At 53.3% G+C, this 17516-nt stretch carries 18 protein-coding genes and 4 tRNA genes; 13 read left to right on the top strand and 9 right to left on the bottom strand.

All coding sequences use genetic code 11. The annotated features are described in order from the left end of the window. The first annotated feature begins 309 nt into the window (after positions 1-309). From CHH28_RS01830 to tuf, 8 genes are all read left to right on the top strand, one after another. Positions 310-1440 (top strand): PepSY-associated TM helix domain-containing protein, encoded by a 1131-nt coding sequence (locus tag CHH28_RS01830; RefSeq protein ID WP_094058706.1) that lies wholly within the window; start codon positions 310-312, stop codon positions 1438-1440. A 142-nt stretch (positions 1441-1582) separates the two neighbouring features. After that, positions 1583-2539 (top strand): bifunctional biotin--[acetyl-CoA-carboxylase] ligase/biotin operon repressor BirA, encoded by a 957-nt coding sequence (gene birA / locus CHH28_RS01825; RefSeq protein WP_157729723.1) that lies wholly within the window; start codon positions 1583-1585, stop codon positions 2537-2539. Further along, the gene (locus CHH28_RS01820) at positions 2520-3227 is read left to right on the top strand and encodes a type III pantothenate kinase (RefSeq protein WP_094058704.1); all 708 of its coding nucleotides are present in this window, start codon (positions 2520-2522) and stop codon (positions 3225-3227) included. Before birA ends, CHH28_RS01820 begins: the two co-directional genes overlap by 20 nt. Then, positions 3203-3868 (top strand): SPOR domain-containing protein, encoded by a 666-nt coding sequence (locus tag CHH28_RS01815; RefSeq protein ID WP_094058703.1) that lies wholly within the window; start codon positions 3203-3205, stop codon positions 3866-3868. Before CHH28_RS01820 ends, CHH28_RS01815 begins: the two co-directional genes overlap by 25 nt. Positions 3869-3954: 86 nt before the next feature. After that, positions 3955-4038: transfer RNA gene (locus tag CHH28_RS01810), tRNA-Tyr, on the top strand. 75 nt (positions 4039-4113) lie between these two features. Beyond that, positions 4114-4187 (top strand) — tRNA-Gly (locus CHH28_RS01805). An 11-nt stretch (positions 4188-4198) separates the two neighbouring features. Beyond that, positions 4199-4274, top strand: a tRNA-Thr gene (locus CHH28_RS01800). Between the two features lie 95 nt (positions 4275-4369). Continuing rightward, complete coding sequence (gene tuf / locus CHH28_RS01795) at positions 4370-5593, top strand: elongation factor Tu (protein ID WP_094058702.1); 1224 nt, start codon at positions 4370-4372, stop codon at positions 5591-5593. Between the two features lie 364 nt (positions 5594-5957). Here the strand turns inward: tuf and CHH28_RS01790 are convergent, their stop codons facing one another. Next, the gene (locus CHH28_RS01790) at positions 5958-8012 is read right to left on the bottom strand and encodes a putative bifunctional diguanylate cyclase/phosphodiesterase (RefSeq protein WP_199243975.1); all 2055 of its coding nucleotides are present in this window, start codon (positions 8010-8012) and stop codon (positions 5958-5960) included. Between the two features lie 152 nt (positions 8013-8164). On the opposite strand from CHH28_RS01790, the gene CHH28_RS01785 reads away from it, so the two are divergent. The 3 genes from CHH28_RS01785 to CHH28_RS01775 are packed head-to-tail and all read left to right on the top strand — an operon-like array spanning position 8165 to position 9788. Further along, the gene (locus CHH28_RS01785) at positions 8165-8662 is read left to right on the top strand and encodes a hypothetical protein (protein WP_157729722.1); all 498 of its coding nucleotides are present in this window, start codon (positions 8165-8167) and stop codon (positions 8660-8662) included. Continuing rightward, positions 8647-9372 (top strand): hypothetical protein, encoded by a 726-nt coding sequence (locus CHH28_RS01780; RefSeq protein ID WP_094058699.1) that lies wholly within the window; start codon positions 8647-8649, stop codon positions 9370-9372. Before CHH28_RS01785 ends, CHH28_RS01780 begins: the two co-directional genes overlap by 16 nt. Further along, the gene (locus tag CHH28_RS01775) at positions 9372-9788 is read left to right on the top strand and encodes a hypothetical protein (RefSeq protein ID WP_094058698.1); all 417 of its coding nucleotides are present in this window, start codon (positions 9372-9374) and stop codon (positions 9786-9788) included. The genes CHH28_RS01780 and CHH28_RS01775 overlap by 1 nt, the downstream gene beginning before the upstream one ends. Here CHH28_RS01775 and CHH28_RS01770 read toward each other — a convergent pair. From CHH28_RS01770 to CHH28_RS01735, 8 genes are all read right to left on the bottom strand, one after another. After that, a complete protein-coding gene (locus tag CHH28_RS01770) occupies positions 9785-10207 on the bottom strand; it encodes a thermonuclease family protein (protein WP_094058697.1) in 423 nt (140 codons plus the stop codon). The two genes, CHH28_RS01775 and CHH28_RS01770, sit on opposite strands and share 4 nt — an antisense overlap. A 45-nt stretch (positions 10208-10252) precedes the next feature. After that, positions 10253-10328 (bottom strand) — tRNA-Phe (locus tag CHH28_RS01765). A gap of 82 nt (positions 10329-10410) precedes the next feature. Continuing rightward, positions 10411-10689 (bottom strand): oxidative damage protection protein, encoded by a 279-nt coding sequence (locus tag CHH28_RS01760; RefSeq protein ID WP_094058696.1) that lies wholly within the window; start codon positions 10687-10689, stop codon positions 10411-10413. A gap of 10 nt (positions 10690-10699) precedes the next feature. After that, on the bottom strand, positions 10700-11737 hold the full coding sequence (gene mutY / locus CHH28_RS01755) for an A/G-specific adenine glycosylase (protein WP_233243707.1): 1038 nt from the start codon (positions 11735-11737) through the stop codon (positions 10700-10702). Between the two features lie 92 nt (positions 11738-11829). Continuing rightward, on the bottom strand, positions 11830-14241 hold the full coding sequence (locus CHH28_RS01750; protein WP_094058695.1) for an EAL domain-containing protein: 2412 nt from the start codon (positions 14239-14241) through the stop codon (positions 11830-11832). Next, positions 14241-14756 carry a YfiR family protein gene (locus CHH28_RS01745; RefSeq protein ID WP_157729721.1) on the bottom strand — a complete coding sequence of 172 codons (516 nt, stop codon included), beginning with the start codon at positions 14754-14756 and terminating at the stop codon, positions 14241-14243. Before CHH28_RS01745 ends, CHH28_RS01750 begins: the two co-directional genes overlap by 1 nt. 209 nt (positions 14757-14965) lie before the next feature. After that, the gene (locus CHH28_RS01740) at positions 14966-15595 is read right to left on the bottom strand and encodes an MlaC/ttg2D family ABC transporter substrate-binding protein (RefSeq protein ID WP_094058693.1); all 630 of its coding nucleotides are present in this window, start codon (positions 15593-15595) and stop codon (positions 14966-14968) included. Between the two features lie 102 nt (positions 15596-15697). Then, on the bottom strand, positions 15698-16117 hold the full coding sequence (locus CHH28_RS01735) for an acetyl-CoA sensor PanZ family protein (RefSeq protein WP_094058692.1): 420 nt from the start codon (positions 16115-16117) through the stop codon (positions 15698-15700). A gap of 105 nt (positions 16118-16222) precedes the next feature. Between CHH28_RS01735 and hisB the strand changes: the two genes are divergently transcribed. Continuing rightward, positions 16223-16813, top strand: a complete 591-nt coding sequence (gene hisB / locus CHH28_RS01730; RefSeq protein WP_094058691.1) for an imidazoleglycerol-phosphate dehydratase HisB — start codon at positions 16223-16225, stop codon at positions 16811-16813. 8 nt (positions 16814-16821) lie between these two features. Then, positions 16822-17463 (top strand): imidazole glycerol phosphate synthase subunit HisH, encoded by a 642-nt coding sequence (gene hisH / locus CHH28_RS01725; RefSeq protein ID WP_094061947.1) that lies wholly within the window; start codon positions 16822-16824, stop codon positions 17461-17463. The last annotated feature ends 53 nt before the right edge of the window (positions 17464-17516 follow it).

The following is a 17516-nucleotide window of genomic DNA, read 5'->3' as shown; positions in this document are numbered from 1 at the left end:
CAGCAGCGTCATCAGTTAGTTCCATCGGCTAGTGCCATAGATAGTCCCTAGGCCCGATAAGTAGCGCCGACGCCTTTGCTGTTCATACTCCTTTTATTTGCCGCCAAATTCGGCTTCAGTACTTGCTAATCGTTATCATTTATATTGATGTTCTTGTCTTGCTTCATTTACCATGCTGGCCGCTGTTGTTTGGTCCAGAGCGGTGCAGAACGGTAATGAACGGTGCCTGGGCAACAGGAGACGGCTGGCGCTGAGATACGCTGCCGCGGCCTAGCGCATTTCAATAAGTGGAAAAGAGGAAAGGCGAACATGAGCAAACGTCGCTGGTTGTTTAAGTTGCATACCTGGCTGGCGCTCATTGCTGCCATTCCCTTGCTGATCAGCTGCCTGACTGGCGCGATTTTGGTATTCAAGTACGAAATCGACAGCCTGCTACGCCCTGCGGCGATCAATGTTGAGCAAGTGTTGGATGAGCGGCAGTCACTCGACCAGTTACGCAGCACGGTACAACAGCAGTTTCCTGCTCACGAAATTACTGGCTGGACACTGTTTCAGCAGCCGCAGCGCGCCGATGTGGTGTATCTGATCGCCCATGGCAGCAGCGATTGGCAGCACATTTATATTGATGCGTATCAGGGGCGGGTGCTGACAGAACCGGCGCTGGCGACCACCCACTTTACTGATTGGTTGCTGGAGCTGCATTACCACCTATTGCTCGATCACACTGGCCTGCTGATCGCTGCGTTGGCGTCGTCGATGCTGTGTATGTTGGGCATCAGTGGCTTATTTATCTATCGCCAGTTCTGGGCCAATCTGCTGCGACTGCGCTGGCGTGCAGCCCGCTTAACCCTGTACGTAGACACCCATTCCAGCTTCGGCATGACGCTGGCGCCGGTGATGATCATCGTTGGCTTTACCGGTGCTTATTGGAATTTTATTCATTTAATAGAAGAAGGGCTGGTGCACGACGATCATGCCGCACACATCGTCACTGAGCCGATGTACGAGCAGTCGCTGTCGCTACAGCAATTGCGCCAGCAAGCCGAGAGCAGCATCGACGGCTTTGCGGCCACCTACATATCTCTGCCCTGGGCGCCGGGAGCGCAGATCACTTTTTACGGCGATGTTCACGATACCAATGCGCTGACCAGCCAGTACGCCAGTAAGGTCAGTTTCGATCCAAATTCCGGCCAGCGTTTGCAAGTCAGTGATATCCGCCAGGAAAGCATCGGCCGACGCATCGATGACAGCTTCCGGCGTTTGCACTTTGGGGACTTTGCCGGGCTGTTTTCGAAAGCCATTTGGGCATTGGCGGGGTTGTTGGTGTTGTGGCTGACTTACACCGGACTGTATGTCTGGTGGACAAAACAGAAGACTCAGCGCCAGGCGCGCCAGCGTCAGCAGCAACGTGCCGCCGCCACACTGTCTGCCCAGCCATGATCGGCCGATAAGTTCGCTGCTGGCTGCGCCAGCAGAAAATGCCGCTCGCCAGACACTGTGCTGGCGAATCGAGTACCAGCTCGCTGACGCAGAGCTGTCTATCATCCGGTGTTCAGGTATATTCAGCGCCGGAGGTCTCATTATGCTCAATCAAATTCTCAAGCAGCTGGCGGATGGCGGTTTTCACTCGGGCGAGTCCCTAGGGGAAGCGTTGGGTGTCAGTCGGGCGGCAGTCTGGAAGCAGTTAAAAAAGCTCGATGAACTGGATATTCCGTATTCATCGGTGAAGGGAAAAGGCTATCGCTTGCACGATGCGATTGAGCTGCTGGACGACCAGCGTATTCAAGCGGCATTGCAGCAGCGCCTGGATCGGCTTGAAATTCTGCTCGATGTGCCGTCCACCAATACCTATTTATTTGATCGCGCCAAAGACTATATGGGCCAGCGCTACGCCGTATTGGCGGAGAAGCAAAGCCAGGGGCGTGGTCGTCGCGGTCGGCGTTGGGTTAGCCCGTTTGGCAAAAACATTTATTTGTCATTGCTGGTGTCTTTTGCCGGTGGCTTGCAAGCGCTCGAAGGTTTAAGCCTAGTGACGGCGATTGCCGTAGAGCGCGCGCTGGGGCGTCTGGGCATTGCAGACATCGGCTTAAAGTGGCCCAACGACGTGTATGCGGGCGGCAAAAAGCTGGCGGGCATCCTGCTGGAAGTGACGGGCGAATATAACAGTCATTGTCAGGTGGTGATCGGTATTGGTCTGAATCTATCGCTTAGTGAACAAGACGCCGCCGACATCGATCAGCCCTGGGCAGAGCTGCGCAGTTTAAAACCCGGTTTATCGCGCAATCAGGTCGCCAGTGTATTGCTGGACGAGCTGTTGACGGTGGTGGATGAATTTCAACGCAGTGGCTTTGCACCGTTTCAACAATACTGGTGCGAGCGTGATGTGTTTGCCGAGCGAGAGGTACGCATTGTCGGTCCCAAAGAAGAGCTGCAGGGCGTGGTGAAAGGCGTTAATCGCAAAGGGGAACTGATGTTGCGCACCGAGCGCGGTATGGAAACCATCACCGCGGGAGAAATCAGTGTCCGTATTGCTGATTGACGCTGGCAATAGTCGTCTCAAATGGCGCTGGCAGGGTGACAGTCAGCAATGTGATCTCGCCGACTTTGCTGCGCAACCGTGGCCCGATGCCAGTCATGTCTTGATGGCCAGCGTGCGTGAGCTGCCAGAGCTAGAAGCTGAACTGGGCGCTCGCTACGCTTGCTTGCACGTCATTCACCGAGCATTGCCGCAGTTTCCTGATTTTGTGCATTGCTACGAGAAACCTGAGCGGTTAGGCGTTGATCGATGGCTCGCAATGTTGGGAGCAGCACGTGCGCTGCCCACTGCGAGTCAATGGCTGGTGATTGATGCCGGCACGGCGCTGACCGTTGACCTGCTGACTCGCCACAATAACGAGCTGCACCACCAAGGTGGTTACATTGTGCCGGGTTTGCAATTAGCGCAGCAGGCGCTGTTTCTGCGCACTGAGCGAGTGCGGGAGTTTGCAGATGAGGCGCCGGCCACGGATTTTTCTCTCGCAAACGATACACTAGGCTGCGTGTCCGCGGGGGTACGTCGTCAGCATGTAGCGTTGGTGGCACAGTTGTGTCAGCAGTATTCGCATGCCAGCTGTGTCATAACCGGCGGCGATGGTGCTTGGCTGGCAGACGCCGCGGGATGTCGCTATCACGCGGATCTGGTTTTTGAAGGTATGGAAGAACTATGCGCTGGATCTTTTTTCTCCTAGTACTAGCCAACTTATTGTTGCTGGCGTTTTTTTGGCAGCAGCAACCTGCTACTGCGGCGGTACCGGTGACCACATTAAATGTACCGTCGGCAGAGCAACGCTTGCAGCTGGTTAATGAAGCACGCACGCGCCTGGCGCAGCGTCAGCAACCGGTCGCTCCGGTGGTTTCTAAGCCGCGTTTGTGTCAGGTGGCCGGACCATTTATGGACCAGCAGCGACTTAATGACGCGCGTGCGCGCGCCGTGGCGGTTGGTTTACAAACTCGTGTGAAACGTATTTCGGCGCCTTCGGCAGAGCCGACGGAATATTGGGTGCATGTGCCGCCGCAAGCCAACCGGCAGCAAGCACGTAAAGTGCTGCGTGAGCTGCAAAGTCGCCGCATCGATAGCTACATCATTACCCAAGGCGAATTGGCCGATGGAGTTTCGCTCGGGTTATTCCGCAATCAAAGCTCGGCAGAAAACCTGCAGAACCAGGTGCGGGCGCTGGGCATAGACGTGCGCATCCAAGTGGTCAGTGATACCCAAGATGAGCTGTGGCTGGAACTCAATGAAGCCGATATCGCTGAGGATTTATTGCAGCGTATTAGTGACGGCATGGGCGATGTGCGCTGGAAGAAGTTGGCCTGCTCTGCCGGCTGATTTTTATGGCGTGCATCTAAGTTAATAAAAAATAAGAATTTTTTGTTGACAGCTTGGCGATCGGTCGACATAATGCGCGCCAGTTCGGTGGGGTTCCCGAGCGGCCAAAGGGATCAGACTGTAAATCTGACGCGAAAGCTTCGCTGGTTCGAATCCAGCCCCCACCACCACTATTTAAAACAACGGCAGGAATCGTTGTTGGAGCAGCCAGGCAGGCAAAGCCACAGAACTTGGCTGCACGGTAAGCGGGTATAGTTCAATGGTAGAACCTTAGCCTTCCAAGCTAATGATGCGGGTTCGATTCCCGCTACCCGCTCCAATTAAAAATTCGCTGATATAGCTCAGTCGGTAGAGCGCATCCTTGGTAAGGATGAGGTCGGCAGTTCGAATCTGCCTATCAGCACCATAATTTGAGAATACAGAAAAGGTGGGCCATTGGCCTGCCTTTTTGTGTATGTGCGATTGAAAAACTGTTAATCACTGGCAGAAAGAGACAGAGTCATGGCAAAGGAAACGTTTGAGCGCTCCAAACCCCACGTAAACGTTGGCACCATTGGTCACGTTGACCACGGTAAAACCACCCTGACTGCGGCGCTGACACGCGTATGTGCAGAAGTATGGGGCGGTGAGTCCGTTGCCTTCGACGGTATCGACAATGCTCCAGAAGAGCGTGAGCGTGGTATCACCATCTCAACTTCTCACGTTGAGTACGAATCTCCAGATCGTCACTACGCGCACGTTGACTGCCCAGGGCACGCCGACTACGTGAAAAACATGATCACCGGTGCTGCTCAGATGGACGGCGCTATCCTGGTATGTGGTTCTACTGACGGCCCAATGCCTCAGACGCGTGAGCACATCCTGCTGTCTCGTCAGGTCGGTGTACCTTACATCGTTGTGTTCCTGAACAAAGCAGACTTGCTGGCTGAAGACTGTGGCGGTGCAGACTCTGAAGAATACGCAGAGATGCTGGAGCTGGTTGAAATGGAACTGCGTGACCTGCTGTCTGAATACGACTTCCCAGGTGACGACACGCCAATCATTCCAGGTTCTGCTCTGATGGCTCTGAACGGCCAAGACGACAACGAAATGGGTACTACCGCTGTTAAGAAACTGGTAGAAACTCTGGATTCTTACATCCCAGAGCCAGAGCGTGCGATCGACGGCGACTTCATTATGCCAATCGAAGACGTATTCTCTATCCAGGGTCGTGGTACCGTTGTTACCGGTCGTGTTGAGCGCGGTATCGTTAAGACTGGTGAAGAAATCGAAATCATCGGCATCAAAGAAACCACCAAGACGACTTGTACTGGTGTTGAGATGTTCCGCAAGATTCTGGACGAAGGCCGTGCAGGTGAGAACGTTGGTGTTCTGCTGCGTGGTACTAAGCGTGACGAAGTTGAGCGTGGTCAGGTTCTGGCGAAGCCGGGTTCGATCACTCCTCACACTCAGTTCGAGTCTGAAGTATACGTGCTGGGCAAAGACGAAGGTGGCCGTCACACGCCATTCTTCAAAGGCTACCGTCCACAGTTCTACTTCCGTACTACTGACGTAACTGGTGCTGTTGAGCTGCCAGAAGGCGTTGAAATGGTAATGCCAGGTGACAACGTAGCTCTGAAAGTGAGCTTGATTGCACCGATCGCGATGGACGAAGGTCTGCGTTTCGCGATCCGCGAAGGCGGCCGTACCGTTGGCGCTGGTGTTGTTGCTAAGATCATTGAATAATCTGACTGGATCAGATTATGACAACCGGAGGTTGGCCCTGACGTAAGGAGGGGTGAGGGCATGGATAGCCCGAGCAGTAATCTAGTAGCTAGCTAAAAAAGCCGGACAATGTCCGGCTTTTTTGTGCTTGGAATATGTATCAAGGTAGGGTCGGCCGAGCGGATCGCTATCCGTGACTGTTTTGCAGGAGCAAAAACAGCACGACCGAAGGAAGCCCGAAGGGTGAGTGTCAGGACGACACGAATAACTGCGGCCGTACCGTTGGCGCTGGTGTTGTTGCTAAGATCATTGAATAATCTGATCTAAGTAGCTTGCGAAAAAGCCGGACAATGTCCGGCTTTTTTGTATCTGTTTGATGGTGAGGCTATGGTGCTGAGCGCTTTGCAGCCCACAGTCGCTCGCATAAATCGTTTAATGGCATCGGTTTGGAAAAATAATACCCCTGGATAAACTGACAGCCTGACGCGGCTAAAAAATCCAGTTGTGCTTTGCTTTCTACCCCTTCGGCGCACAGCTGCATTCCAAGGCGTTTGCCCATTTCAATGATTGTGAGCACTAAGGCGTCGTCTTGCTGTGACTGACCTATGTGGTCAACGAATTGTTTATCGATTTTTAATGTGTCGATGGGGATACGATTCAGGTAGCTGAGCGACGAATAGCCGGTACCAAAGTCATCCAGTGCAATGCTGTAACCCATGTCGGCAATGTCCGATAAAAATCTATTGGTGGTGTCAAAATCATCGAGATAGGAGTGTTCGGTGACTTCGAATTCCAGTTGGCCTGCGTCGATGCTGTATTTTTGCACGGCACCCTTAATGCTGCCGAGCATGTGATATTTCTTTAAGTCGGCTGCGGATAAATTGATGGCGATAGGGTGATGAAAACCCAGTGGCAATAACGCATCTTCGATATCGGCACAAACACGGTTGATAATCCATTGGGTCAGTTGTGAGACCTTGCCCGATTGCTCAGCAATGGGAATAAACTCACCGGGGGAGACAAACCCCAGCTGCGGGCTTTGCCAGCGCAGCAGAGCTTCGGCGCCAACGATGCTGCCATCGCATAGGTGCTTTGGCTGATACACCACGAACAATTCACCGTTGGCAATGGCGCTGTCGATGGCGTTGGCAACCTCGATGCGACGTTGATGTTCGACCATCATTTCGGCATTAAAAAAACTGTACTGCGCTTTTCCTGAGTGCTTCGCTTCGTACATGGCGACGTCGGCATTACGAATGATGGTATTGGCATCCTGATCTGGTAACGCCAGTGCGATGCCGATGCTGGCACTGACGCGGATCTCCCACGAATCAATGGCGAACTTCTGTGTCAGTGCGTCGATAATGCGTGCGGCAATGGATTTCAATTCCTGCTCGTTTTCATATTGCTGCACCAAAATAAGGAACTCGTCACCACCGTGTCGCGACACCAAGCCGCTATCGCCCAGCATATTTTTTAATCGTTTGGCGGCGTTGAGCAGTAATGAGTCCCCGACTTCGTGGCCGAGAGAGTCGTTCACCAATTTAAACCCATCCAAGTCAGCGTACATGATGGCGATGGCTGGCTGGGAAGTGGTCTGGCTTTTGAGCAGGGTTTCTAGCTGTTTGCGAAAAAACTGTCGATTGACCAAGCCAGTAAGGTGATCGTAATTAGCCAGATATTCCATGGTCTCGCGGCGCTGCTCAAGCAGTACGACGTGTTGTTTGTTCAGCTCGTGCTCCTGGCGAATGGCCGACAGCATATCGTTGATGTCTCGGGTTAGTGATTCGACTTCAAAGCTGCCAGAGACTGGTAGGCGAACATTGTAGTCCTGAGTCTTTTGCACGGTTTTGGCCATGGTCGACAGGCGCGCGAGTGGCGTTAGCCAGTGATTGCCCAGCGCCGAAAAAGCCAGCATCAACAGCAATATGCTAAGAGTGGCGGCAGGCAATACCTGCCAGGTTAGGCTGTGGGTGCTTTGCTCCAAGGGGGAGGAGAAGTCCCGCACAATCACTAGGTAGCCCAGTACCCAATTGGGGTCGCCGATGGCTTTAACGGCAATTAAATGCCCGTCTTCACGGTGCAGGCCGGGCTGCCTGAGCGACCAGCCAGTAAAGTCGATTTGCTGATGCTGCTTGAGATGCTGCTGTTGATAGCCGATGTAGGTTTCCAGCAGTCGCCAGTCCTTGTCAAAGATGGCGGCTCCCTGGGTGTTCTCGTACGGGTCGAGCTTCAGCAGATAGGTTTTCAGCTGAAAGAACTGGCGCTCGCGACTGAGCAACGGCAGTAACTCATTTGCCATGTTGTCGGATAAGGCATCTAGGTCGCTTTCGGCATAGTGCGCATACAGGCTTCTATGCTCTTTGATGGCCAGAAAGAAGATGGTCAGGGCAATGACCGACATGAAGATCAGAGCGAGCAGCATAATGGCTGTGCGCATGCTCCTGATTCTCATACACCTCTCCGCGTCATTTCATTGCTCTGAGACTAGCTGCTGGCATGCTGCTCGACTGCAACCTGCCAGTTAAGACATGGCATCCGCATTCGTAGTGGGTCACATAGACTAAAAAGAAGTGCGTCAGTGGAGTGGTTATGAGATCGATTGCAATCATCGTATGGATGATTGGCCTTGCGGCGCCTCTGTCTGTGCAAGCGAGTGATGAGGAGCGGTTTCTTGAATGGTCCGGTTTTACCAGAGTGGTGGGTGGTTATCTGGATGACGACGACCTCAAGTTCGCTGGTTACGAAAATCATCCTTCCTTTGGCCAACAAAGCTTGGTGGCATTGCAACCAACACTGTCGTTTTCACCACAGTGGTCTTTGACTGGGCAATGGCTGGCACACAGCAGTGATCAACGCTCCACTGGGTTGGAATGGCTGTATCTCAGTTACCGACCTGCGTCGGCCTGGCACTTGCGTGCCGGCAAGCTTCGTACCCCATTCTTTCGTTACAGCGATGGTATTGACGTTGGCTTTGCTTATCCATGGATCACCCCGCCAGCGCAGGTGTACAACAATTATCTGTTTGATACTTATCAGGGGGGAGTGTCAGTTATTCACACAGCTGGCCTTCTTTGGCGCTGGCGTTAGAGGGGTATTACGGTCAATTTGATGGTGACGTCTATATTGCCGGCAATCGGCTGGGGGTTGATGTAAGAGTGACTGACCTCACTGGGGTGGTACTCAATCTGTTGAGTCATAACATCAATGTGCGCCTGTCGTACCATTCGGGCTACAACGACACCGACTTGCCGGACTTTGATTTGATTCGAGTGCCGCTAGAGCAGGCGGGTTTCGGTCGCAGTGCTGACAGTTTGGATTCGCACGGCCGTATTCATATTGTGCAAGGTGCGCTGAGCTACGACAGTTTGCATTCTTTCTGGCAGGCGGAATGGGTGCGCACCACAACCGAGTTTGATTTTACTCCCGAGCTGGTGGGGTATTATCTGACCGCTGGTGCGTATGTTGGCGATGTCAGTCTGCATGCGACTTATGCCGCGAGTTCCTACGGCAGTGTATCTGGTGAGACGGAGTTGCAGCCATTCCTGGAAAATCCGGCCGATCCGAGGTTTGCGCTGGCACGCACTTATTACGGCATACTCGATTTTATTCCCGATGGCAGTATGGACAGCTACTCCGTGGGCGCACGCTGGAATGTGCGTTTGGATATGGCGCTGAAGGCTGAAATCAGCTGGTTGCAAGAGACTGCGCCGCAAAGTGGCTTCTTTGCCAATTCAGCATCGCCGCAAAGCAAACAATCGGCCTGGTTGTATCAGCTGGGCTGGGAGTGGGTGTTCTAATGTGCGGCTATCAATGGCTGGCCGCATTGTTGCTTGTGCTGTGTGTGGCTGCGCCAGCGTCGGCAGATCGGGTGCTGGTGGTTGCCAATCTGGATGATCCGATTCAGCTCAGTCGCGAGCAGGTGCGCAATTTATACATGGGTGCCTCGATTGGCTGGCAGTTGACGCCGCTGGCGCTGAAACCCTCGAATCACCTGCGCTCGATGTTTAACGTGCAGGTGATGGGATTGTCGGAGGTCCGTATTCAATCCTATTGGGCGCAAATGCGCTTCACCGGGCGCTCACGTCCACCGCAAGAAGTGGACGATGAAGATGCGTTGCTTGAGCGCTTGTTACAACAGCCTAGGGCGGTGGGCTATTGGCCAGCTGAGCGGCCGTTACCAGGGGCTCTGGTGGTGGTGTACGACGGGAGTTAGTGGTTGGTATCGCACCAGGACTGGCGCTTACCGCCCTCGTATGGACGTGCCAGCTGCTGCTGCAGTACTTGGGTTGCCAAGTCTTGATTGTCGAACAGTACATCTGCGATGAGGCGAAAATACTTGCCGCGTTCGATATTGGTCAGTTGCACCTGATCGGCATCAGACAGTAGGTCAGCGACGTAGTCCCGCGCTTGTCTGGCTTTGATTTTTTCTTCTTCGCACTTGCCGCGTATTTCTGGCGTATCTATGCCACGAATTCTAACGCTGATGCTCTCGCCAACAATGGCTGGCCACTGGGCAATATCCACAGTGATGGTATCGCCATCGTACACGCGCACAACTCGGTCGACGTTGACGGTTTGGGCTTGAGCATTGATGTTGATGAAAATAAAAAGAGAAAAAATTAAACGCAGCATTTAAGTATTGGTGTGCGTTATTCGCTTCGAGGTGGGGGTAATAAATGGTGCCCGGAGGCGGAATCGAACCACCGACACGAGGATTTTCAATCCTCTGCTCTACCAACTGAGCTATCCGGGCAAGAGATGGGTAACAGGCGTTGCCTCATCAAGTGGCGCGTATTAAAACCTGCTAGGCCCAAGCTGTCAACTAAATATGGAGATTATTTTTCTTTATTTTCAGGAACATAGCCTTCAGCCTGATCAAACTCCTCATTGCTGAGGAATTTTCGGCGCTGTTCGGTCAAATATTTGCGTGCTTGTACATCCATCATATTGAGATGTTTTTCATTGATGAGGCGCGTCTGATGATCGGTCCATTCTTGCCACGCTTGCTGAGAAACGTTTGCAAAGATGTCTTCGCCCGCCGGGCCAGGAATGGGTGGTTGCTCGAGTCCTGGCAGTGTTTGCTGATACTTTTTGCAAAAAACGGTTCTGGCCATGTGGGCGTCCTTATATCTGCGTTAATAACTTTTTCACCGGAGCTGCCAAGCCAAGCTCTGCTGGCTTGTTGCTATTGTACCAGTGGCCACTGCCTTGCTGTATCTGCTGACTGGTACCTGGCAGTGTTAGCAACAGCGGCTGAATGTGTAAGTGGTAGTGGCTGAATGTATGGCGGAAGCCATCGAGCCACTGCTGCGACTCGGGCTCGCAGCCAAACTGTTGGCGCAGCAGTATCAGCGCTTCAGCTTCACTGTCTACTTCGGGAAAGCTCCATAGCCCTCCCCAAAGCCCCTGTGTTGGGCGTTGCAGTAGCCAGCGTTCACCCGCTGAGTTCTGAATAATCAGCATGATGGTGTGTTTTTCGGGTTTGGCTTTTTTCGGTTTTGAATGTGGATACTGGGTCGGCTCACCGCTGGCGTACCCTGCGCAATGCGGCTGCAGCGGGCAAATACCACAAGCGGGTTTGCTGCGCGTACATAGGGTCGCGCCCAAGTCCATCATCACTTGAGTGTATTCACGAAAGCTGTGCTCGGGCGTCAGTGACTCGGCCAGTTGCCACAGCTCCTTGTTCACTGAGGTTTGTCCCGGCCAGCCTTCAATGGCGAAAAAGCGTGTTAATACGCGTTTCACATTGCCATCCATAATGGCTGCGCGCATGCCCATGCTGATAGAGGCAATGGCCGCCGCCGTTGAGCGCCCAATGCCCGGCAAATCGGCCAAAGCCTCCAAGTCTTGTGGAAACTCACCTTGATACTGCTCTACCACCTGCTTAGCGCACGCATGCAGGTTACGGCCACGGGCGTAATAGCCTAAGCCAGTCCACAGGTGAAGCACTTCGTCCTGCTCGGCCTGAGCCAAACTGAAGACGTCGGGAAAACGCTGCATAAACCGCTCGTAATACGGGATCACGGTAGTGACTTGGGTCTGTTGCAACATGATTTCGGAGACCCACACACGGTATGGCGTGATCTGTTGTTGCCAGGGTAAGTGCTTTCGGCCGTGCTGCTGGTACCAAGCGAGCACGGTATCGCTGAATGAAAATGACACGGCAAGGCTTTGCTAAGAAACGGGAGGCCGCAGTATACGCCCGCACACAGTGATAAAAAACGCCACAAAGTCTGTGTGGATAGTGGCTTCTGTTAGGCCGAATAGGAGTTTTCCTGACGGTGGCGCTGTCGGGTTTCTTGCATGAACTGGTGCAGCTGCCCCAGCGACAGCGGCCGGCTAAATAAATAGCCTTGGCCTTCATCACAGTGATTGTTGCGCAGGAAGTCCAGTTGCGCTTGGGTTTCTACGCCTTCGGCGACCACGTCCATGCTCAGCTTGTGGGCCATGGCAATGACGGCGGCGGTGATGGCCATATCGTTGCTGTCATCTGGAATGTCCATCACAAAAGAGCGATCGACTTTCAGTACATCTATCGGGAAGCGCTTGATGTAGGCCAAAGAGGAGTAGCCGGTACCAAAGTCATCGATGGCAATGGATACCCCGGTTTTTTTGATCTGTTGCATGGTGGCGATGGCGCCCTCGACGTCATCCATCAATGTGCTTTCGGTAATTTCAAGTTCCAGACACGCCGGAGGAATGGCTGACACACTCAGGACATTGCTGATCTGCTCAACCAGTTTGGGGTCGGTAAACTGCTTGGCAGACAGGTTAACTGCGACTTTGGCCGTTGCTGGCAGTATGCCGTCTCGAATCAGCGAGCTAACCTGGCGGCAGCTTTGCTCCAGCACCCAAGCGCCTATTTCCAAAATTTGACCGGTTTCTTCGGCCACAGGGATAAAGCGCGATGGGGTGATAATGCCTTTTTCTGGGTGCTCCCAGCGGATCAGTGTCTCGACGCCGGTGACTGAGTAGTCCATCAAGCTGACTTTGGGTTGGAACAGCAGGGTAAATTGCTGGCGTGAGATTGCTTCTTTGATTTCTTTTTCAATCGCCAAATGCTCGAGGATGTTGTGGTTCATGTCCTCAGAGAAGAACTGAAAGTTGTTGCGCCCCATTTCCTTGGCACGATACATCGCTAAATCGGCATTTTTCATCAGCGTATTGGCATCGGTGGAGTCTTCTGGCGTTAAGGTGATGCCGATACTAACGGTGGTGATAATGTCTTGGCCTTTGATTCGAATCGGGCGAGCCAAGGCTTGCAGTATCTTCTCTGCCACCACCAGTACATCGGACGTGTGGTGAATGTCGGTCAGCAGGATGGTGAACTCATCACCGCCGATGCGTGACACGGTGTCGTTTTCGCGCACGGTAGCGGTCAGTCGTGCGGCGACTTCTTTTAATAAAACGTCACCAGCGTCATGGCCTAGGGTGTCGTTGATGCGCTTAAACTGGTCCATGTCGAGAAACATCAACGCCATGGAATTACCAGAGCGTAAAACACTTTTCACCGACTTCTCTAAGCGATTTTTGAACAGGCGGCGATTGGCCAGTCCGGTTAATGGGTCGTAGAAAGCGAGGTTTTCCATCTGGATTTGCGCCGCTTTCAGCTCGGATATATCCGATACCGCGCCAAGAAAGCCGAGCAAATCGCCATTACTGTTGTGCAACGGGCTGGCCAAAAGATGCACCCAAGTGTGGCTGCCGTCCCGGCGAGTTAAGCGCAACTCCTGTGCGATGCTTTCCTGATCGCACATCAAGCGGTTCCAGCGTTTTTGCAGCTGCGGTAAATCTTTGGGATGAATGCGATCAAACCAGCTTTGCAGACTTAAATCATTTTCTGGGACCATGTGAATGTCGTGCCAGCGCTGGTTCACATAGGTGAGCTGCTGGTTCGGATCGATTTGAAAGATCCCCACTGGCGACAGCGCCGTCAGTTTGCGAAAGCGCTCTTCGCTGGTCTTCAACGATTGGTTCTCTGCCTCAATGGTACGTAATAAGCCATTAAATAAGTCCACCAGATCGCCCAGTTCATCGGCGTTTTCTTTTTGAGCGCGGATGGAGTAGTCCTTGTTTTTGACAATGTTCGCCAGCGTGTTGCTGAGCTCGCGCATCGGACGCAGCACCATTTCCTGCAATTTGTTCGCAAGCAAAATCGCCAACACGACGGTAATGGCCAAAATGATGACGGAAAACATGACAAACTGGTTGAAGCGCTCCAACAGCGCGCCGCGACTGCTCTCTATATACAGAGTGCCAATGGGCTGCTGGTCCAGATAAATTGGGAACAGCTGCGAGAAAAACTGATCACGGCTGACTTGCAGAGCCTGCAGGTTCATAGGGCAGTGCAGAGACGGATGGTTTTCGTAGCGTGCCAGCAAGCGTTGTTCGGCGTCAAAAATGCAGCCACGCACCACATTCGGGTCGGCTTTTAACGTGCCCAGATTGTTTTGCAGCACCTGGGTATCGGAGAAGGTGAGTGCGGCGGTCGCGCGATTGGCGATCACCTGGCCGAGCACCGCCAGTTTGTTCTGATTGTCTTGCCGCGTGAGGTAATATTCTAGCGACATAAACGCCAAGTTAGACAACAGCAATGTCAGCCCGGTGGTAATCAGGGAGATTAAAATCAGTTTGCGGCGCAAGGATTGATGTCGTAGCGGCTGCATCAATGGCTCCCTGCAGCAGAAGCTGGCAGTGCCAACTCAAGCAGGTTGGAGTCGAGTTGCAATTGGCAACGGCGAACTTGCTGCATGTTCACGGCAAGCCTGAAGTGCTGTTGTTGTTGAATCAATGCCAAGCTCGCTCCGTTATTCAGTCCACTCAATTCGTCTGTAATGATGGCAATGCCCAAGCAGTTTGGATCATTATTGACTAGCTTGTCGATATGGCGATGAGCAACATAAAGCATGTGGCAACCTGATTGCAGGCCAGGCTGCCACAATCGCAACACTGGAACCTGACTGCCGGAGTCACGTTGCTCTTGCTGCAGTGCCTTTAAACTGCTCTCACTGAACACGCACAGGGTGGTTGGCACCCGGGTATCGCTCGCTGGCCAATGAATAAACTGCGCCATTTTCGACAACAATTGCAGTTTAGTCACATTCTGTCGACTGTCTGCGCCTTGGCTCAACATTAGCAGTCCGCTTGCCAGCAGGGCGGTGGCAGCACGCGTGGTGCTCATGCGCTCAGGCACTCGTTGTTGATTAGATGGGTCTGGTACAGCTTGTACATAATGCTATCCACTTCCCCAAGGTGGGCCAAAGTCTGGGCGTGCGGCGTACGGACTATCGCCACGACACTAATGATAGCAGCTGAGATGCAAGCGACAGGGCAAAAAAAAGCCGGCTTAACGCCGGCATCAAAGAGGAAGAGAAGGAAAGAAAAGGAAAATTAACGTTGCGCTTGCTGAGCAGCGGGTACTTGCTGCTCCATGTCGGCCAATAGTTCGTCCATCGACATCGACTGCAATTGCTCTGACAGCTGGCTGCGGTAGGCCTTGACCATGCTTAGCCCAGCGACGACGGCATCGTATACCTGCCAGTCGCCTTGTTTGGTTTGGTACAGGCGGAAGTCCAAAGGAATGGTCTGGCCACTGCTTTGTACCAGCTGACCTTTCACCAAGGCACGATCACCGCGTTGATTAAAGCGTGCTGGCTCCAACGAGATTTGCTCGCCGCTGAAGGCTTTAAAGGCGCCGCTATAGGTACGAATCTGCAGGTCACGGAACAAATCGATGAATCGCTGCTGCTGCTGAGCACTGGCTCGACGCCAGTTCTTGCCCAGAGCGCCCATCGCTACTCGACGTTGATCGATGGCGGGCACGATGTAGGTCATCACCAGGTGGCGTACCTGCTCATCGGTGCGACTTTCCACCGGCAGCCGTTTTAGTTCTTGGATGACGCCCTGTGTTGCTTGCTCCACCACTTTGTGTGGAGCTTGTGCTGCGGAGGCAACACTGCTCACTAAGGTCAGCGCAGTGACAATTAGGAATGAAGCGGCAGATTGAATGGCAATTCTCATGACAGACGATCCGAGTGATTGAAAGTGGGATCAGTATGGATGGTCGGCGTCTGTCTGGGTAGCCAAGATTATGCAAATAACCTGTTCTTCTGGGGGAACAATTCAGCTTTTGTTAAGGTTATTGTGTCGATAGATATTATTAATTAGGAGAAAGCCGCGAGTTTTGACGGCATCTTCCAGCTCTGATGGCACGGCATGAAACTCGAGGGCAAGGGATTCGTGTTGCGCCCAATCGCACACATGGTGCAGCAGCTGGTGCATTACACCACGGCGTTGAGTGATGGTGCGCACCGCAGCATTGCTGAGAACCACCACCTCGCCCTGTTGTTGAGCGAGCAAGCAGCCGACGATTCTGTCGTTAAAGCGCCCGGCCAGCAGCCAATGGTTGGGCTGCTGTAGCCAGTCGCCCAATGCTGTCGAATCCATCTTTAGGCCAAGTGGCTGGGTGTCCGCATGGATTTTGCCGAGATCGATCCAGTCTTGTGCTGACGGTGTGCGAATGTGCTCCAGGCGAACTGGCATAATTACCCCTGTGTTTTTACTGATGGTCAGTGCCGCTGCTACTTTCTTGGGCGCGTTGCTTTATAATGCCTTTCTTTCTAATTTGCGAGATTTCGGAGCAGTTTCATGGCACGCAGCGCAACGGTTGAGCGCAATACGCTCGAAACCCAGATTCGCGTCAGCATTAATCTGGATGGTACCGGCAAGGCTCAGTTTGATACCGGTGTTCCTTTTCTGGAGCACATGTTGGATCAGATCGCGCGCCATGGACTGATTGATCTGGACATTCATTGCAACGGCGATACCCACATCGATGACCATCATACGGTGGAAGACATCGGCATCACCCTGGGGCAAGCGTTTGCCCAGGCCATTGGCGATAAAAAAGGCATCGTGCGCTACGGCCACTCCTATGTGCCTCTGGATGAAGCTCTGTCACGTGTGGTGATCGACTTTTCTGGCCGTCCCGGCTTGGACATGAAGGTCGACTTTACCCGTGGCAATATCGGCCGCTTTGATACCCAGTTGTTCTGGGAGTTTTTCCAAGGGTTTGTCAATCACGCCAACGTCACTTTGCACATTGATAACCTCAAGGGCTTTAACGCCCATCACCAAGCAGAGACCATCTTCAAGGCCTTTGGCCGGGCACTGCGTATGGCGGTGGAGTTGGATCCGCGCATGGCCGGTGTGATGCCCTCGACCAAAGGCACCTTGTGATGGCCACGATGAGCAAAGTATGCGCCGTGATTGATTACGGCATGGGCAATTTGCACTCTGCGCATGGCGCTCTGCAGCATGTCTCGCCCGAAACGAATGTGGTTGTCACCAGTGACCCAGAGCAAATCCTGGCGGCGGATCATGTGGTGCTGCCTGGTGTCGGCGCCATTCGCGATTGTATCGCGGAGATTCGGGCACACGGCATTGACCAGGTGGTGGACGAAGTGCGTAGCAGCAAACCGCTGTTGGGTATTTGCGTTGGTCTGCAATCAATGCTGCAGCACAGCGCGGAAAATGGCGGCGTAGATGGTATGGGCCTGTTTGCCGGTGAAGTAAAGTTCTTTGGCGAGCAGCCAGAAGCGCAGCAACAGCAGTTGAAGGTGCCGCACATGGGGTGGAACCAGGTGCAGCAGCGTCCACATCCGCTGTGGCAAGGCATCGACGACAATAGCCGCTTCTATTTTGTGCACTCATATTACGTGGTGGCGGCGGATGCCACTCAGGTCGTTGGGCAGTGCCAATACGGCGTTACCTTTGATGCTGCCCTGGCGCAGGACAACGTCTTTGCTGTGCAGTTTCACCCGGAAAAGAGCCATCGCGCTGGCCTGGCGTTGTTGAAAAACTTCCTTGCCTGGGATGGCCAAGGCTGAGGGCTGGGGCGGCGCACAAAGCGACCACTTTGTCGTGGTCAGATCTAATGATT

Origin of the sequence: Bacterioplanes sanyensis (assembly GCF_002237535.1) — a bacterium.
GTDB lineage: Bacteria > Pseudomonadota > Gammaproteobacteria > Pseudomonadales > Oceanobacteraceae > Bacterioplanes > Bacterioplanes sanyensis_A.
The sequence above is the reverse complement of the archived record's forward strand: the minus strand, read 5'-3'. Positions and strand labels throughout refer to the sequence as shown.

What these genes read in the sequence shown, in the direction of transcription:
- CHH28_RS01830 (WP_094058706.1), top strand. Translation starts at nt 310, where the DNA reads ATGAGCAAACGTCGCTGGTTGTTTAAGTTGCATACCTGGCTGGCGCTC.
- birA (WP_157729723.1), top strand. Translation starts at nt 1,583, where the DNA reads ATGCTCAATCAAATTCTCAAGCAGCTGGCGGATGGCGGTTTTCACTCG.
- CHH28_RS01815 (WP_094058703.1), top strand. Translation starts at nt 3,203, where the DNA reads ATGCGCTGGATCTTTTTTCTCCTAGTACTAGCCAACTTATTGTTGCTG.
- tuf (WP_094058702.1), top strand. Translation starts at nt 4,370, where the DNA reads ATGGCAAAGGAAACGTTTGAGCGCTCCAAACCCCACGTAAACGTTGGC.
- CHH28_RS01790 (WP_199243975.1), bottom strand. Translation starts at nt 8,012, where the DNA reads ATGCGCACAGCCATTATGCTGCTCGCTCTGATCTTCATGTCGGTCATT.
- CHH28_RS01785 (WP_157729722.1), top strand. Translation starts at nt 8,165, where the DNA reads ATGAGATCGATTGCAATCATCGTATGGATGATTGGCCTTGCGGCGCCT.
- CHH28_RS01775 (WP_094058698.1), top strand. Translation starts at nt 9,372, where the DNA reads ATGTGCGGCTATCAATGGCTGGCCGCATTGTTGCTTGTGCTGTGTGTG.
- CHH28_RS01770 (WP_094058697.1), bottom strand. Translation starts at nt 10,207, where the DNA reads ATGCTGCGTTTAATTTTTTCTCTTTTTATTTTCATCAACATCAATGCT.
- CHH28_RS01760 (WP_094058696.1), bottom strand. Translation starts at nt 10,689, where the DNA reads ATGGCCAGAACCGTTTTTTGCAAAAAGTATCAGCAAACACTGCCAGGA.
- CHH28_RS01750 (WP_094058695.1), bottom strand. Translation starts at nt 14,241, where the DNA reads ATGCAGCCGCTACGACATCAATCCTTGCGCCGCAAACTGATTTTAATC.
- CHH28_RS01745 (WP_157729721.1), bottom strand. Translation starts at nt 14,756, where the DNA reads ATGAGCACCACGCGTGCTGCCACCGCCCTGCTGGCAAGCGGACTGCTA.
- CHH28_RS01740 (WP_094058693.1), bottom strand. Translation starts at nt 15,595, where the DNA reads ATGAGAATTGCCATTCAATCTGCCGCTTCATTCCTAATTGTCACTGCG.
- CHH28_RS01735 (WP_094058692.1), bottom strand. Translation starts at nt 16,117, where the DNA reads ATGCCAGTTCGCCTGGAGCACATTCGCACACCGTCAGCACAAGACTGG.
- hisB (WP_094058691.1), top strand. Translation starts at nt 16,223, where the DNA reads ATGGCACGCAGCGCAACGGTTGAGCGCAATACGCTCGAAACCCAGATT.
- hisH (WP_094061947.1), top strand. Translation starts at nt 16,822, where the DNA reads ATGAGCAAAGTATGCGCCGTGATTGATTACGGCATGGGCAATTTGCAC.